This is a genomic window from Myxococcus sp. MH1, assembly GCF_059738865.1.
Genome location: NZ_AP026947.1, coordinates 4,032,999 through 4,049,109, shown reverse-complemented (window position 1 = coordinate 4,049,109; position 16,111 = coordinate 4,032,999). Strand labels below are relative to the sequence as shown.

The 16,111-nt window shown below is 69.8% G+C and carries 15 protein-coding genes; 10 read left to right on the top strand and 5 right to left on the bottom strand.

Annotated features, from left to right (window positions below):
* Positions 1-25 precede the first annotated feature (25 nt).
* Both AC6JA9_RS16200 and AC6JA9_RS16195 read left to right on the top strand, forming a co-directional pair.
* Positions 26-625 (top strand): Maf family protein, encoded by a 600-nt coding sequence (locus AC6JA9_RS16200; protein WP_223746760.1) that lies wholly within the window; start codon positions 26-28, stop codon positions 623-625.
* On the top strand, positions 622-1,293 hold the full coding sequence (locus tag AC6JA9_RS16195; RefSeq protein ID WP_497960073.1) for a YggS family pyridoxal phosphate-dependent enzyme: 672 nt from the start codon (positions 622-624) through the stop codon (positions 1,291-1,293). Before AC6JA9_RS16200 ends, AC6JA9_RS16195 begins: the two co-directional genes overlap by 4 nt.
* A 15-nt stretch (positions 1,294-1,308) precedes the next feature.
* Here the strand turns inward: AC6JA9_RS16195 and AC6JA9_RS16190 are convergent, their stop codons facing one another.
* Complete coding sequence (locus AC6JA9_RS16190) at positions 1,309-1,518, bottom strand: hypothetical protein (RefSeq protein ID WP_141323204.1); 210 nt, start codon at positions 1,516-1,518, stop codon at positions 1,309-1,311.
* A gap of 330 nt (positions 1,519-1,848) precedes the next feature.
* Between AC6JA9_RS16190 and AC6JA9_RS16185 the strand changes: the two genes are divergently transcribed.
* The 6 genes from AC6JA9_RS16185 (at position 1,849) to AC6JA9_RS16160 (ending at position 9,431) form a co-directional block, all read left to right on the top strand.
* Entirely contained in the window at positions 1,849-2,655 is an 807-nt protein-coding gene (locus tag AC6JA9_RS16185) for a DUF3108 domain-containing protein (protein ID WP_223746759.1), read from the top strand.
* Between the two features lie 25 nt (positions 2,656-2,680).
* Positions 2,681-4,372 carry a DUF4091 domain-containing protein gene (locus AC6JA9_RS16180; protein WP_426746870.1) on the top strand — a complete coding sequence of 564 codons (1,692 nt, stop codon included), beginning with the start codon at positions 2,681-2,683 and terminating at the stop codon, positions 4,370-4,372.
* Positions 4,373-4,394: 22 nt separating this feature from the next.
* Complete coding sequence (locus tag AC6JA9_RS16175; protein ID WP_223783017.1) at positions 4,395-5,309, top strand: DUF3108 domain-containing protein; 915 nt, start codon at positions 4,395-4,397, stop codon at positions 5,307-5,309.
* Between the two features lie 136 nt (positions 5,310-5,445).
* Positions 5,446-6,918, top strand: a complete 1,473-nt coding sequence (locus AC6JA9_RS16170) for a hypothetical protein (protein WP_497960071.1) — start codon at positions 5,446-5,448, stop codon at positions 6,916-6,918.
* A 44-nt stretch (positions 6,919-6,962) separates the two neighbouring features.
* Positions 6,963-8,066, top strand: a complete 1,104-nt coding sequence (locus AC6JA9_RS16165) for an imelysin family protein (RefSeq protein WP_223783019.1) — start codon at positions 6,963-6,965, stop codon at positions 8,064-8,066.
* Positions 8,067-8,093: 27 nt separating this feature from the next.
* On the top strand, positions 8,094-9,431 hold the full coding sequence (locus AC6JA9_RS16160; RefSeq protein WP_483577621.1) for a di-heme oxidoreductase family protein: 1,338 nt from the start codon (positions 8,094-8,096) through the stop codon (positions 9,429-9,431).
* Between the two features lie 32 nt (positions 9,432-9,463).
* Here AC6JA9_RS16160 and AC6JA9_RS16155 read toward each other — a convergent pair whose 3' ends face one another.
* On the bottom strand, positions 9,464-10,357 hold the full coding sequence (locus AC6JA9_RS16155; RefSeq protein WP_483577620.1) for a LysR family transcriptional regulator: 894 nt from the start codon (positions 10,355-10,357) through the stop codon (positions 9,464-9,466).
* Positions 10,358-10,465: 108 nt separating this feature from the next.
* On the opposite strand from AC6JA9_RS16155, the gene AC6JA9_RS16150 reads away from it, so the two are divergent.
* Positions 10,466-11,365, top strand: coding sequence for an SDR family oxidoreductase (locus AC6JA9_RS16150; RefSeq protein ID WP_223746752.1), 900 nt, complete (start codon positions 10,466-10,468; stop codon positions 11,363-11,365).
* Positions 11,366-11,428: 63 nt separating this feature from the next.
* Complete coding sequence (locus AC6JA9_RS16145; protein ID WP_223746751.1) at positions 11,429-11,791, top strand: hypothetical protein; 363 nt, start codon at positions 11,429-11,431, stop codon at positions 11,789-11,791.
* Between the two features lie 153 nt (positions 11,792-11,944).
* Here the strand turns inward: AC6JA9_RS16145 and AC6JA9_RS16140 are convergent, their stop codons facing one another.
* From AC6JA9_RS16140 to uvrC, 3 genes are all read right to left on the bottom strand, one after another.
* Positions 11,945-13,432, bottom strand: a complete 1,488-nt coding sequence (locus AC6JA9_RS16140; protein WP_473566928.1) for a hypothetical protein — start codon at positions 13,430-13,432, stop codon at positions 11,945-11,947.
* A 71-nt stretch (positions 13,433-13,503) separates the two neighbouring features.
* On the bottom strand, positions 13,504-14,022 hold the full coding sequence (locus AC6JA9_RS16135; protein WP_046712884.1) for a DUF507 family protein: 519 nt from the start codon (positions 14,020-14,022) through the stop codon (positions 13,504-13,506).
* 136 nt (positions 14,023-14,158) lie between these two features.
* A complete protein-coding gene (uvrC, locus tag AC6JA9_RS16130) occupies positions 14,159-16,099 on the bottom strand; it encodes an excinuclease ABC subunit UvrC (RefSeq protein WP_141325214.1) in 1,941 nt (646 codons plus the stop codon).
* Positions 16,100-16,111 lie beyond the last annotated feature (12 nt).

Genomic DNA, 16,111 nt, shown 5'->3' with positions numbered 1-16,111 from the left:
GTCTGCTAAGGCCTGGAGCCGTAACATGCACACGCACGCTGATCAAACGTTGCTCGTCCTGGCCTCCGGTTCTCCCCGCCGTCGGGACTTCCTGTCGCAACTGGGGCTCACTTTTACCGTCTCCGCGGCGGACATCGACGAGACGCCCCACCCAGGCGAGGAGGCGGCCGCCTACGTCCTGCGGCTGGCGCGAGAGAAGGCCCGCGTGGTGGCCGGGCGCTCCCCTGGCGCCTTCGTGCTCGCGGCGGACACCACGGTGGCGCTGGGCATGACGCTGTTGGGCAAGCCCCAGGACCCGGCCGAGGCTCGCGCCATGCTCACCCGCCTGTCCGGCAAGACACACGATGTGTACACGGGCGTCGCGCTCGCGGGGCGGCATGAAGAGGCGCTCGCGGTCCACACGCGCGTCACCTTCCGTGAGCTGAGCGCCGGAGAAATCGACTGGTACGTGGGCACGGGCGAGCCGGTGGACCGGGCGGGCGCCTACGCCATCCAGGGCAAGGGGGGCTTCCTCGTCGCGCGCATCGAGGGCAGCCCCACCAACGTCGTCGGCCTGCCGCTGGGCGAGACGCTCGCGCTGCTGACGCGCGCCGGCGTGCCCCTGGCCTGGAAGCCCGCGCCATGAGCACGGGCCTCGCGGAGCGGCTGGCGTCGGTGAAGGCGCGCATCGCGAAGGCGTGCGAGCGCGCGGGGCGTCCGGTGGAGTCGGTGACGCTGGTGGCCGTGTCCAAGCTCAAGCCGGCGGCGCTCATCCGCGAGGCATACGCCGCGGGTCAGCGCGACTTCGGGGAGAACTACGCGCAGGAGCTGCGCGACAAGGCCCAGGAGCTGTCGGACCTGGAGGGCCTGCGCTGGCACGCCATCGGTCCCCTGCAGACGAACAAGGTGAAGTACGTGGCGAAGGTGGCCAGCGCCTTCCATGCGTTGGACCGGCTGGAGGTGGCGCGCGAGCTGTCCAAGCGGCGCGAGGGCACCTCTCCCCTGCCCTGCTACGTCGAGGTCAACGTGGGCGGGGAGTCCACCAAGTCGGGCCTGGAGCCCGCCGCCCTGCCCGACTTCCTGGGCCAGGCGCGCGCGCTGCCGGGCCTCACGCTGGTGGGGCTGATGTCGCTGCCGCCGCCCACGGACGACGTGGCCCGCGCGCGCGGTTATTTCGACGCGCTGCGCGAGCTGTCGCGGAGCCATGGCCTGCCCGGGCTGTCCATGGGCACCACGCACGACTTCGAGCTGGCCATCGAGGCGGGCGCCACGCTGGTGCGGGTGGGCACCGCGCTCTTCGGCGAGCGAAACTGAGGGCCGGCGCGCGGGTCAGATCTCCTTGAACTTCGCGCGGCCCTCCGCGCTGATCTTCACCTTGTACTCGCAGCCGCAGTAGTTGCAGCGCAGCTCGTCCCCATCCCCGAAGCCATCGTGCACGGGGTTGTTGGCGTCGCAGCCCGGACAGTCGAACTCCTTGAGGCGGCCGCCCTTGGTCGTCTCCTTGGCGTCGTCGTCGTCGAAATCGTAGTCACCGGCCATGTTCCCGCGTCTCCAGGGCAAGGGGGCGACCTCCAGCCGGGGCCGCCTTCTCTTCGGGAGGCTAGCAGCGGTGTCGGCCGGTGGACACGCCCGGCGCGCCGCAGGGCGGCCGGGTTCAGGGGGCCGGGAAGCGCCGTGGGGCCCCTCCGTGCGAGACTCATGTCCCCTTCCGCCCCTCAGGTCGCCCCCACGACGAGGGAGCGGGCGTCCATTGAATGCCCGCCGCATAGGCACGTCGATGGGAAATGTGGAGTGGCGGGAATGGTTCGGGGGCATGGCCTGGCGAGTAGCAGGCGGGCTACTTAACTTCCTTGCGATGGAGCTCACTCGATGCGTGCGCAGTCCAATTGGGGGTTCGCGGCGGTGGTTGCGGGCCTGGTCTGGTCGGCGGCTGCCCTGGGCCAGGAGTCTTCCGCGAACCCGGCGTTCGGCCCCGGTGAGCAGGCGCAGTATCGCGTGAAGTACCTGGGCATGACAGCGGGCACCGCGCAGGTGACGGTGGGCGCGCCCATGAAGCAGTGGGGCGAGGACGTGTGGCCCATCGTCGCGGTGGCGCGCTCGGACGCGCTCATCGGCGTGTGGCCCATCAAGGACAAGTTCGTCTCCTACTGGAAGGCGGACACCCAGCGCGTGGTGGGCAGTGACTTGCACGCGGACGAGAACGGCAAGCGCCGCCGCCAGCGCATCAAGCTGCAGCCGGATGGCAAGAGTGTCTTCGTCGTCAAGCAGAAGGAGGGCGAGGCGCCGCGCGAGTCCACCGCCGAGGTGGCCGAGGGCACGCTCGACGTGACGGGCGCGACGTTCGCGCTGCGCAACCGAGAGCTCGTCGTGGGCGGCGAGTACGCCTACCCGGTGTTCACCGGCAGCAAGAGTTTCACCATGCGCGCCAAGGTGGAGTCGCGCGAGACCTTGAAGACGGAGCTGGGGACGCAGGAGGTCTTCAAGACGCGGGTGCAGGCGGAGTTCGGCGGCAGCCTGACGTCGAAGCGGGACATGTTCGTCTACCTCACCACGGACGCGCGGCATGTCCCGGTGCGAATCGAGGCGGACTTCGCGCTCGGCACGGTGGTGGCGGAAATCACCGACTACCAGCCGGGGCGGACGATGGCGGTGGCGAGCGCGGAGAGCGGTGGGTAGCACCGCTGGAGAGTGAAGGGGGCGGATGGGCGCGGGATGGGCGTGGGTGGTGATGGCGGCGCTGGCCGCCACGCCGGAGCCGAGGGTGGTGTCTCCCCTGGTCAAGGTGCGCCCGGGCTCCGCCTTCGCGTCGCGCCCCGTGGCCCGCCTGAGCGTGGCCCGCGGCGAGTGCGAGGGCACGCAGGTGGTGCTGCCCGACTCGGCCCGTCGCCTGAAGGTGAAGCCGCTGCTGCTCGGCGGTCCGTCGGACGCGCTGCGCGCGGACATCTGGCGCGTGGGCTACCTGGATGTCGAGGTGCCCTCCAACTCGGAGGGGGACGTGGGCCCGTGGCCCGATGCCCTGTTGCCGCTCGGCGCGCCCGAGCGTGACGACGCCCCACCCCGCCCCGTCGTGCTCTACGTGGAGGTCTGCGCGAAGGAGGACCAGACGCCGGGCACCTATCAGGGTCGCCTGCGCGCGAGCTTCAACAAGCTGGAGCACGTGAGCGTCCCCTTCACGGTGGAGGTGCAGCCCTTCGCGCTGCCGGCGACGTCCTCGCTCGCCACCAGCTTCGGCATCTCCCTGTACAGCATCGCCCGGGGCCACGGGCTCACCCCCGAGTCACCGGAGGCCCGCGAGCTCTTGCGCGACTACGCGCGCGTGCTGCTGGAGCACCGCGTGAGCGCGCATGGCATGAGCATGACGCCGCCGTCCGTGCGCTTCGAGGGCGACACGCCCATCATCGACTGGAGCGACTACGACGCGGAGATGGCGCCCTTCCTCGACGGGAGCCTGCTGGCGTCGGGTGCGCGCTTCACCACGTCGGACGTGCGCGACAGCCGCAAGGCGGACACCGAGGAGCGCAAGGTCGCGTACTACCGCGCGTTCGCCGAGCACTACCGGACGAAGGGCTGGCCCGCGCAGCTCTTCTTCTACGCCAAGGACGAGCCGAAGCCGGAGGACGTGCCGCTCGTGCTCGCGCAGTCGCGCCGCGTGCGCGCCGCCGGGGGCAGCCGCGTGCTCATCACCACGCCCATGGAGGAGCCGCTCGCGAGCGCCGCCGACATCCTCGCGCCCACGCTCAACTGCTTCTTCCCCCGCCCCGGCCCCCAGACCTGCCGCGCCGTGCACACCATTGCCCAGATGCGCGAGCAGCTTCCCGAAGGCACCCGTATCTGGTGGTACCAGAGCTGCAACTCGCATGGCTGTGATGGGGGCCCGTCCCAGAAGCGTGCCCAGGAGAAGAGCTACAGCGGTTGGGCCTCGTACATGGTGGACCACCCCGCCGTGCTCAACCGCGCCATGGGCCTGCTCGCCTTCACGAGCGGCGTGGACGGTGAGCTCTATTTCGACACCGTCTTCGCCTACAACACCAAGCACGACGTCTGGACCGACGTGTTCGAGTTCGGTGGCAACGGCGACGGCACCCTCTTCTACCCAGGCACGCCCGGCCGCCTGGGAGGTTTCCGACACCACCCCGTGGCGTCCCTGCGCCTCAAGCACCTGCGCGACGGACTGGAGGACTACGAGTACCTCCGGCTGCTCTCCGCGCTGGGGGACGAGGCCTTCGCGAAAGACGCGGCGCGCAAGCTCGTGAGGTCCGGTTGGGACATCCGCCGGGATGCGCGAGAATGGACGCAGGTCCGCCAGCTCGTGACGGCGAGGCTCCGGCAGCGGTGGTTGGCATCAGAATTCGCGAAGCGTCCGGGCCGTCACACGCCCAAGAGCACCCCGTAGTTTCTCTCTGGAAGGAAGAAGGATGAGCACCCTGCGCACCCTCCTGGCGACCTGCCTGATGCTGACCTCCGGCGGTGCCGCCTGGGCCCAGCTCCCCGACACCGAGGCCGACAAGCCCGAGGGTGAGAAGCCCGCCGAGGCCACCGAAGCCAAGCCCGACGAAGCCCCCATCACCGTGGAGCCCTGCGCGCAGGCGCTGCCCGCGCTGCGCATGCCGCTCACGTTCATGCCCGGCGAGGTGCTCGAGTTCGACCTGGACGCCATGGGCGCGCAGGCCGGCAAGATGACCCTGCGCGTCCAGAAGCCGCAGGACGGCCAGATTCCCGTGCTCGCGCAGGCGGAGACCAACTCCTTCTTCTCCAAGGTCCGCCGCGTGCGCGGCAGCGCCACCACCTGGCTCAACCCGCGCACGCTGCGCCCCAAGCGCTACGTCGAGGACGCCACCGAGAACGAGATGCGCCGCAAGGTGGAGGTCGCCTTCACCCACAAGGACCGCGCCATCAAGGTGGACTACCAGATCGGCCAGCGCCCCAAGGGCCAGTACAACTACACCTACGACAAGGACGGTCTGGACGTGGCCGGCTCCATCTACCTGCTGCGTCAGCTCCCCCTCGAGGAGAACCTCTCCGTCTGCTTCGACGTGTACGGCGTGCGCCGGCTGTGGCGCATGCAGGGCCAGGTGCTCAAGAAGGAGAAGGTCACCACGCCGCTGGGACAGTTCGACGCCTGGCACCTGGTGGGCACCGCCGTCCGCCTGGACCGCCCCAAGCAGAAGCGCGAGGTGCACGTGTGGCTCTCCGACGACGCGCGCCGCCTGCCGCTCGCCGCCGTGGGCACGCTGGACCTGGGCGCCGTGCGCGCCACCCTCACCTCCGTCAGCCGCCCCGGCGAGAAGCGCCAGGAGGCCGGCCCCGGCAAGGAGGAGATGAAGTGGTGATGTCCAACTGCTGAGAAAAGAAGACACGGCTCGAGGAGAGGCCCGGTGGACGGAGTTCCCGGGCCTTTCTCTTTGAACCGAAATTGATTCTGGTTTGCAAAATCAAAATCATGAGCGTAGGGTGCGCGCCGCTCCGATGCGCCCACGCTCTTGTCTTGTCTCGTCGTCGTTCCTGCTCTGTTCCACCCTGCTGCTCTCCACGACGGTCGCCCGCGCCCAGGATTCGGCCGGTGCTCCGGTGGTCTCCGCCGCACCGCCGAGTGATTCGCCCGAGGGGCCCGTCGCCTCGGCTCCATCCGCCGAGCAGCCCGAGCAGCCCGCGCCGTCCCCCGCCGCCCAGGAGCCCGCGCCCGTCAGCGCGGCGCCCGCTCCCGCGGCCCTGAGTCGGGCGCGGCCGAACATCGACACGTTCGTCACCGCCTACGGTGAGCTGCTGTTCGGCTATCACAACTACGGGTTGAACCAGAACCGGACGGGTGGCGCGCAGCGCGACTCGCGGCTGGAGTTCGATACCACGCGCTTCGTGCTCGAGATGAAGGGCGCGCTGCCGGACTACGGGCTCGAGGTGGAAGTCGAGGTCGAGTTCGAGCACGGCGGCACCGGCACCGCGATGGAGCTCGAGTACGAGGAGTTCGGCGAGTTCGACCAGGAGCTGGACAAGGGTGGAGAGATCCTCGTCGAGGAGCTCTACATCTCGAAGAAGCTCGGCGACCACGCGGCGCTCGCGGTGGGCCGCTTCTACGTGGCGGTGGGCACGCTGAGCGAGTTCTCGCGCCCCACCGACTACCTGGGCACCCTCCGCGACGAGGCGGAGACGGGCATCATCCCCAACACGTGGGACGAGATGGGCCTGCGGCTGCGCTACAAGTTCCCCTGGGGCCTGCGGCTGACGGGACAGCTGGTCAACGGGCTGGACTCCACGGGCTTCAGCTCGCAGCTGTGGGCGGTGGGCGGCCACCAGCGCCGCTTCGAGGTGCAGCGCGCCACGGACATGGCCCTGGTGTTCCGCGCGGACGTCACCCGCTTCGACGGGTTCATCTTCGGCGTGTCCGCCTACCACGGCGACACCACGCGCAACCGTCCCAAGGCGGACCTGGTGAAGAGCTGCGAGGAGGCGAATGATCGCGAGGTCGCCCCGTGCGGCTACGTGTCCGCGCCGCTGACGCTGCTGGACGTGCACCTGTCCGTGTCCAAGGGCCCGTGGAGCGCGAAGGGCATGGTGATGTACGGCCACCTGAAGAACGCGGAGCTCGTCTCGCAGCGCAACGCGCGCCTGTCGAACCTGCTGGGCGTGATGCGCACGCCGGTGTCCGACAACGCGTTGGCCGCGTGGGGAGAGCTCGGCTACGACATCGCGTCGGTGGTGGGCCTGAGCAACTCGCACCACCTGGTCCCGTTCGTCCGCTACGACTACGTGGACACGCAGTTCAAGCCGCGCGCGGAGCTGTACGACAACCCCCGCTTCCGCCGCACCGTCTACACGGTGGGCGTGGCCTACAACCTGCTGAACACGGTGTACGCGAAGCTCGACTTCGGGCACCGCCGCATGGGCTCCAACGCCTTCCGGCCGGAGAACACCCTGCGCCTCGCCACCGGCTTCAACTACTGACGCGGCCCTCCCCGTGTCCCCTCCCCCCCAACGAAAGGTCAGTCATGAAGCGTACGTCCCTGCCCCTGCGTCTGGCGCTCGCGCCCGCGCTCCTCACCGGCTCGCTGTTCCTCGCGGCCTGCGGCGATGATGATTCCAACACCCCCAACGAGGGCGATTCCAAGGTCACCAGCGAGCTGGTCGTCACGTTCGCGGACAAGGTCGTGGTGCCGACCTATGCGCGGCTGGCCACGCGGCTGACGGAGCTGGACGCGGCCTGCGTCGCGCTCGCGACGGCGCCCACGACGGAGAAGCTGACGGCGGCCAAGGCGGCCTGGCGCGCGGCGCGCATCCCCTGGGAGCAGAGCGAGGGCTTCCTCTTCGGCCCCGTGGACAGCTTCGGCTATGACCCGGCGCTGGACAGCTGGCCGGTGAGCCACACCGAGTTGGAGGCGGTGCTGGCCAACAACGCCGCCCTCACCCAGCAGTACGTGAGCAACCTCAAGAACGAGCAGAAGGGCTTCCACACGCTGGAGTACCTCATCTACGGCGATGGCGGCACCAAGACGGTCGAGCAGCTGACGCCCCGCGAGCTGGAGTACGTCACGGCCCTGTCCGCGGAGCTCAAGGCCGTGGGACAGCTGCTGCACGGCGCGTGGGCGCAGGCGCACGACGGCAACCCGCCGTTCCGTGACACGCTCGCGACGGCGGGTCAGTCCGGCAACACCGCGTATCCGTCCGTGGAGGCCGCCGCCCAGGAGATCGTCGGTGGCATCACCACCATCCTGGACGAGGTCGCCAACGGGAAGATCGCCGAGCCCTACGACACCAGGGACCCGGACGTGGTGGAGAGCCAGTTCGCGTACAACTCGCTGGAGGACTTCAGCAACAACATCCGCAGCGTGGAGAACGCGTACCTGGGTCACCTGCAGGGCGAGGCCAAGACGGGCATGTCGCTGCGTGACGTAGTGGGCGTGGACAGCGCGCTCGACGCGAAGATCCGCCAGCAGATCGCCGGCTCCATCAGCGCCCTGGCTGCCGTCCGCGAGCCGTTCCGCGACTCCATCCGTGACGAGACGGAGCGCCCGAAGATCGCCGCCGCGCAGGAGGCCATCCGCGCCCTGCACGACACCTTCCAGGGCGAGGTCCTGCCCCTGCTGTCGAAGTGATGTAGGAACTCAGGCCAGGTGAACACCATGCGACGTGCGGTGATGCTGGGAGCCCTGCTGCTGTGGTCCGCCGGTTGTGGCGAGGAGGCGCCGATGGTGCCCCTGGAGCCACCGAGGGCGGGCGGGGCCACCACCGTCGACAACCGCACGTCGCAGGCGTTCGCGCAGCCGGCCGCGAACCTGCGTCCCGAGTACGACCGGCTGCACCGTGCGGGCGACGCGGCGTTCGCGGCCATCTTCGTCCCGGCGCCCTCGCGGGTGAACCCGGGGCTCGGGCCCACGTACAACAACGTCTCCTGCAACGGCTGTCACCTGCGCAACGGGCGCGGCATGCCGGTGATGGGGCCCACCGCGCAGCGCACCCAGCTCCTCGTGCGCGTGAGCCTGCCGGAGGGCGTGCCCGACCATCCCCACGGCGCGGTGCCCGTCCCCGGACTGGGGCTCCAGGTGCGTGACCAGTCCATCTACGGCCAGGTGCCGCCGGCCTCGCTCACGCTGTCGTGGCTGGAGCACACCGGACAGTACCCGGATGGCACGCCGTACACGCTGCGCTCGCCGAGCGTGAGCATCGTCAAGTCGGATGGCTCGGCGCTGCCGGAGGACATGATGATGTCGCTGCGGCTTCCTCCGCCCGTCTTCGGACTGGGGCTGCTGGAGGCCGTTCCCATCGAGGCGCTGCGCGCGCTCGAGGACCCGGATGACCGGGACGGTGACGGCATCTCCGGACGGATGAACGAGGTCTGGGACGTGGCGCTGCGCACGCTGTTGCCCGGGCGCTTCGGGTGGAAGGCGAACAGCCCGCACCTGCTGCAGCAGTCCGCGGAGGCGTACTTCAACGACATGGGCATCACGAGCCCGCTCTTCCCGGAGCCGGACGGGACGCACGAAATCACCGCCGACATCCTTCAGGCGGCCGTCTTCTATTCCGAGTCGCTCGGAGTCCCCGCGCGCACCGCGCTGGAGGACCCCGTCGTCCAACGCGGCGAGAAGCTGTTCCGCGCGCTGGGCTGCGAGTCCTGCCACCGCGAGACGCTGGAGACGGGCGAGGCCGCCTACGAGGAGCTCGCCTTCCAGCGCATCCATCCGTACACGGACATGCTGCTGCACGACATGGGGCCGGAGCTCGCGGACGGACGGCCGGATGGCGCGGCCACGGGCACGGAGTGGCGCACGCCCGCGCTGTGGGGCCTGGGCCTGACGCACACGGTGCTGCCCTACTCCGGCTTCCTGCACGACGGCCGGGCCCGGACCATCGAAGAGGCGGTGCTGTGGCACGGCGGCGAGGCGCGCACCGCGCGCGACGGCTTCCACCGCCTGTCCGCCGATGACCGCGCCGCGGTGCTCAAGTTCCTCGGCTCGCTCTGAGGTGAGCGCGGCGGGAGTGTCCGCTCCCGGCCTCACATCGGGAAGGAGCGCTGCTTCAGCGTCTCGAGGAGGAAGTCGCGGAAGGCGGCGACCTTGCGAGGCATGTGCCGCTCCGCGGTGGAGACGAACCACACGCTCCCCGCCGGCATGCTCCATTTCGGAAGCAGCGCGACGAGTCGCCCCTCGGCGACCTCCGGTTCCGCGAGCATCGTCGGCAGGAACCCGATGCCCGCGCCCTGACGAAGCACCTCCCGCATGAAGAACATGTCGTCGCAGACGATGGCGCCATCCTGCGGCATGACGAGCGTCTCGCCGGGCCCCACGAGCCGGAAGGGCATGGGGGAGCGGAAGGACACCCAGGTGTGGCTGGAGAGTTCGCGAGGATGGCGCGGCATGCTCCGGCGCGCGAGATACGCCGGCGACGCATAGAGCCGCAGGGAGATCGTCCCGAGGCGGCGGGCGCGCAGCGACGAGTCCTTCAACGGGGCGATGGCCAATCGCAGCGCGGCATCGAAGCCCTCCGCGACCAGGTCCACGACGCGATTGTCCAGGTGCAGGTCCACCTTCACCGCGGGGTAGCGCGCCACGAAGCGGGTGATGACCTCCGCGAGCACCGTGGTCCCCCAGTCCACCACCGACGTCAGCCGCAGCACGCCTGACGGCTCCTCCTCCAACTCCGGCAGCTCCCCCACGGACTTGCGCAGCGCGAGCAGCATCGGGGACACCCGCTCGTAGAGCGCTTGTCCCGCGGTGCTGAGCGACACCCGGCGCGTGGTGCGGTGGATGAGCTGCACACCGAGCGAGGACTCCAGGCGGGCGATGCCCCGACTCACCGAAGACTTGGGCAGGCCCAGCTTCTTCGCCGCGCTGGAGAAGCTGGCGCCCTCGGCGACGGCGACGAAGAGGGTGAGCTGGTTCAGGTCCATTGTTCCTCCCGTGGAACAGTATGCTCCAGCGGGCCGCATTGTGCAGGACGCCGGGCGGCGCTACCCATGAGCCGGAGCCAATGTCGCTCCCTCGCTCTGGAGATTCACATGACGGCCACATCCCCCACCCTGCTCGTCACCGGCGCCTCCGGCCATCTGGGCCGCCGCGTCGTGGAGCTGCTCCTCGAGGCCAGGAAGGGGCCTCTCATCGTCACCACGCGCGAGCCGTCGAAGCTCGCGGACCTGGCGGCGCGCGGCGTCGTGGTGCGCAAGGCGGACTTCGATGACGCGTCGACGCTGGACGCGGCGTTCGTCGGCGCGGAGCGACTGTTGCTCGTCAGCACGGACTCGCTCGATGTTCCTGGCCGCCGAATCACCCAGCATCGCCATGCCGTGGAGGCCGCGCGGCGCGTGGGGGTGAAGCACGTCGTGTACACGTCGCTGACGCGGCCGGAGCCCGACTCGCCCATCACGCTCGCCAAGGACCACTGGGCCACGGAGCAGGCGCTGGCGGCGAGCGGACTGGGCTTCACCGTGCTGCGCAACAACGTCTACATGGAGATGCTCTTGCACAGCCTGCCCCAGGCCGTCGCGCAGGGGCGGCTCGTCACGGCGACCGGGACGGGGGCCACGGCGTATGTCACGCGCGAGGACTGCGCCCGGGCGGCGGTGGCGGCGCTCGCCTCCTCGTACGAGGGACAGCGCGTGCTGGAGATCACCGGGCCGTCGGCGGTGACGCAGGCGGAGCTGGCGCGGTTCGCGGGTGAGCTGTCGGGGCGCCCCGTCGAGTCCATCGCCGTGGACACCGCGAGCCTCGCCGCGGGCCTGGTGGCGCACGGGTTGCCCGCACCGATGGCGGAGGCCTACGCGTCGTTCGACGCGGCCGTGGCACAGGGCCGCATGAGTGGAGTGAGCACGGCCATCGCCGACCTCACCGGGCACGCGCCCGTCGACATCCGCGACTTCCTGTCGGCCCATCGCGCGGTGTTCGCGGCGAAGGGACACTGAGGGGGGAGGCCCCGCGGGGGTGGGAAAATTGACGGGGTGCTACGGGCCTGTAGCGTCGAGCCCATGCCCCCTCTCGCCCTCGCCGCCCCCGTGCTCTCGCGCCAGGCCGACCCGGTCCGAGTGGCGACCGAACGCCTCGCTCGCGCGCTCCCCGCTCGCACCGACGCGGCGGTGCTCGTCGACCTGCTGGAGGACGATTTGAGGGAAGGGCTGGACGCGCTCGGTGACGTCGAAGCGCACTTCCACGACGTGTTGACCACGCTGCGCGGCGCGACGTTGTCACCGGTGAACCTCATCAACACCGGGGATGACCTTCGCGTCCTCGAGCGGCTCGACGAGCTGCACGACGTCGTCGTCCAGATTCGCAAGCGATTGGCCCAGGCGGCCGCGATGGCGCATCAGGGCGCGCCCTCACGGGCTCGCTGACCGCCGACACCATTCGCGCTGTCACGTCGACACCGGGCCGTCGCCCGCCTGCGCCGCGAGGCGGATGCACAGGCGATGACGGCGCTCGCGGAGCGGCACCGCGAGCAACGAACGCTCGCGGCGCACCCTCTCATGTCTCTACAGACCCGTGCCTCAATTCGCTGGAGCCGCGCCGCCGGGTGCTGACGTCGCGGGCACGGCGCTGGCCGGGGCAGGCGCCGCATTGGCCGGAGCAGGCGTCGCGGGCAGTGTCGTGGCGGCCCCCGCGTTCAACGGCGTGGGAGACCCGAAGAGCGGCGGCGCGGGCGCGGCATTCAGTGGCGTGGGCGTTCCGAGCAGCCCCGGCGGCGGTGAGCCCGGCGCCGCATTGAGCGGCGGCGCCGTCGCGAGGATGCCCGGACTCACCTGCGACGTGCCCAGGAACGCATCGAAGCTCGGCGACGTCACCGAGGGCACCGGCACCGAGAACGACCCCGTGGTCGCCAGGCTCGACGTCGTCCCCGAGGAGCCGAAGAACCCAGGCGCCGTCCCCACCGGCGACGCGCCCGTCGTCAGCACCCCCTCCGCCGCGAGCGTCGGGCTCGTCGTCGGTGTCCCCAACGTCACCCCCGAGATGTTCACCGGCGGCTCCGCCACCACGCTCGTGGGGAAGCCGCCACTCACCACCGCGGGCGACTCGGGCGCCGTCACATCGGCCGTCCCCGTCCCCACCGTGGCGCCTCCCCGCACCACCGTGCCGCCCTGCCCCCCGCCCACGAACACCCGACTGCCCCCGGGCGTCCCCACCTCCGGCGCCGACACGGACGTTCCCGTCGCCAGGCCACTGCCACCCGTGGCCGCCGGCTGCGGAAGGATGGGCGGCAGGCCAGGCGCGACGTTCGCCGGCACGGGCGTCAGCCGCGTCGGGTCCACCGTCAGATTCCCCGTGTTCTCCACCACCGCCACCGAGCGCACCGGAACCCCGGCCACCTCGATGGCCACGTCCTCGAACACGAACTGCACGAAGCCCCGACGCTCGACGTCCGTCGGCAGGTTGTACGCGAGCACCACCAGCTCCGTGTCCCCCGCCCGCGCCTGACGCAGCATCCGGTGCGTCGAGTCATCCGCGAACGCCCCGGCGTCCAACGCCGCCACGTGGATGAGCGCCGTGTCCGTCAGCAACCGGCCATCACGCCACACGCTCCCCACTCCCCACACGGCCACCGCCGCATGGGAGCGGGTCATGACCGACCACCCCAGCCCGCTGTCCCCGTAGATGGGCACGTTCAGGAGCACGCCGCCGCCCACCGTGTGGCGGGGTGCCGGGGGCACGCTGGACGAGGCCTGGGAACGGGCCTGGGCGGGCGGGAAACCGGCCTGGGCGAGCTCCACCCGGTACTCGGTGTTCCCCAGCCGGAACGTCGCCTGGAAGGCCGCCTTGTCGCCGTACGTGGCCTGGGCCAGGTCCACCCGGTCCTCCACGGTGAGCTCGGCGCTCCCCGTGCCGGATTCGGCCAGGTCCGTGAAGGGCAAGGGTCCTTGGATGAAGAAGCCGTCCGGTCGCTCGGTCCCCGCGCTGGCCTCCCGGCCCTCGAACGTGAACCCGCCTGGCCCGGCGGCCAGTACTCCGGACAAAAGAAGCGTGGTGAGAGGTCCCGCCATCGACGCTGCCTCCTTGTGCAACAAGGTAGGCAGCGGAGCGGGGAACGACAGTCCCCTCTCTCCAAAGAAGACTAGATGAGGCCCCGCGCGCGGCGGATCTGCTCCACCGTCTTGTTGTACTCGATCTCGAAGCTGCTCGTTCCCTCCTGCAGGTGCTTCAGGCGGGAGCGCGCCTCCTTGTCGATGTCCTCGTCCACGTCCAGGTGCTTCTTCATCACCACGTGGATCTTCTGACGCAGCGAGTTATCCGCCGAGAAGACCTCTTCGACGTTCCGGCTGATGAGCAGGAACTCGATCATCTGGTTGATGACGTATTCGATGCCCTCGTCGCCCATCTTGAAGCCGCGGACGTCCGCCATCTCGCGCTTCACCTGGTTGAACTTGGAGGGGTCGTATCCGCGACGCTCCAGCGCCTCGCGCGTCGCCTGGTTCACACGCTCTTCGTTCGCGAGGTACTCACGCATGATGGCCGAAAGGTCCATCTCGGCGTCCGCCACGCGCATCGGCTCCACCTCGATGTCCCCATCCTGCATGAGCCGTTGAATCGTCTCTCGCGAAATGATCGGGATCACCTTCGGATACAGCCTCATGTCGGTCCCTCGCCCTCTTTGGAGCTGCTCGAATCGTCAACCGCTATAAATCAGCGCGGAGCCCAGTCGCAATTAAAAACCCCAGGAACGTCGCGGTTCCAGCGCGCTTCCCCCCGCAGTCTGCAGCGGAAATTAATCACGCCGCACCGGGTGGCGACCCTCCCCGTGATTTTTCGTGGGAGGGTTCGGTGGCGTCATCCAGGGAAGCCTCCCGGACGGGGTCCTCGGCCTCTTCGTCGGGGTGTCCATGAAGCCCCGCATGGACCCGCTCCGCCACCGCCGGACCGACGACTTCCGCCAGCTCCTCGATGCTCGCCTCACCCACGCGCTTGAGCGAGCCGAAGTGCTTGAGGAGCGCCTTGCGCCGCACCTCCCCCACCCCCGGGATGTCCTCCAGCGCCGAGCGCACCCGGCTCTTTCGCAGCACCTGTTTCTGGAAGGTGATGGCGAAGCGGTGCGCCTCGTCCCGCATGCGCGTCAGCATGAACATCTCCGCCGAGTTCTGCGCCAGCACGATGGGGTCCTTTCGCCCCACGACGAACACCCGCTCGGGGCTGCGAGCGCTCTCCGCGTCCCGGTCGAAAACCTCCAGGTCACGGCTCTTGGCCAGGCCCACCACGTCCACCGTGTCCACGCCCAAATCCTTCATGGCCGCGTGCGCGCTGGCGAGCTGGCCCTTGCCGCCGTCGATGACGAGCAGGTCCGGCAGGTCGCCGTCCTCCTGGCCGCGCTTGAGCCGGCGCGTGACGACCTCGTACATGCTGGCGAAGTCGTCCTGCTTCTCCAGCGTCTTGATCTTGTACTTCCGGTAGCGGGACTTGTCGGCCTCGCCATCCGTCACGGCCACCTGGGAGGCGACGATGGCGGAGCCCTGGAAGTGGGAGATGTCGAAGCACTCCATGCGGCGCGGGAAGTTGCGCAGGCCCAGCCGCTGCTGGAGGCGGGAGAGCACCTGGTCGGTCTCGTCCTTGGTGCGCCGGCGCTCGATGAAGGCCTGCTCGGCGTTCTTCTCCGCCATCTTCACCAGCTCGTGCTTCTCCCCTCGCTTGGGGACCATGACGCGCACGCGCTCGCCCTTCCGCTCGGTGAGCAGGCCCTCCAGCCCCGCCAGGCCGTCCTCCGGCTCCAGCGGCAGCAGCACCTCCTCCGGCACGAAGCTGCCCTGGTCGTAGTAGAGGTTCACGAACGAGGCGAGCAGCTCCTCGTTGGGGAACTCCTGGCTGCCGAAGGGGAACGCCTGCCCGCCGTTGAGGCGGCCCTGCCGGACCCAGAGGACGTAGAACAGGATGCGGTCCCCCTCGCGGTAGAGGGCGAACACGTCCTGGTCCTTGAAGTCCGTGGTGGCGACCTTCTGACGCTCCAGGCTTCGTTCAATGGCGAGCAGTTGGTCGCGCACCCGCGCGGCCTCCTCGAACTTCAGGTCCTGCGCCGCGCGCTTCATCCGCAGCCGCAGGCCCTCCACCAGCTCGCTCGCCTTGCCCTCCAGGAACATGACGACCTCGTCCACGCTGCGACGGTAGTCGTCCTCGGGGACCGGGTAGACGCAAGGGGCCGGGCAGCGGCCGATCTGGAACAACAGACAGGGGCGCTTGCGGTTGGCCAGCACGTGGTCGGTGCAGGTGCGCAGCCGGAAGTAGCGGTTGATGATGCGCAGCGTCTCGCGGATGGCGCCGGCGCTGGAGTACGGGCCGAAGTAGCGCGCGCCGTCGCGCTCGTACTTTCGGACGACCTCCAGGCGCGGATACGCGTGGGTGCGGTCCAGGCGCAGCGAGATGAACTGCTTGTCGTCCTTGAGCAGGACGTTGAAGCGCGGGCGGTGCTTCTTGATGAGCTCGTTCTCGAGGAGCAGCGCCTCCTTCTCGTTGTGGACGAGCACCGTCTCCAGGTCGCCGAGCAGCTCGTCGAGCAGCGACACGAAGACGCGCGTGTCCCCCGTGCGCGTGAAGTACGAGCGCACGCGGCTGCGCAGGTTGATGGCCTTGCCCACGTAGATGATCTGCCCGCGGCGGTCCTTCATCAGGTACACGCCGGGCTCGGTGGGGAGGGCGTCGAGCTTCTCCTGGAGCTTCACGTCCATGACAGGCGCCTC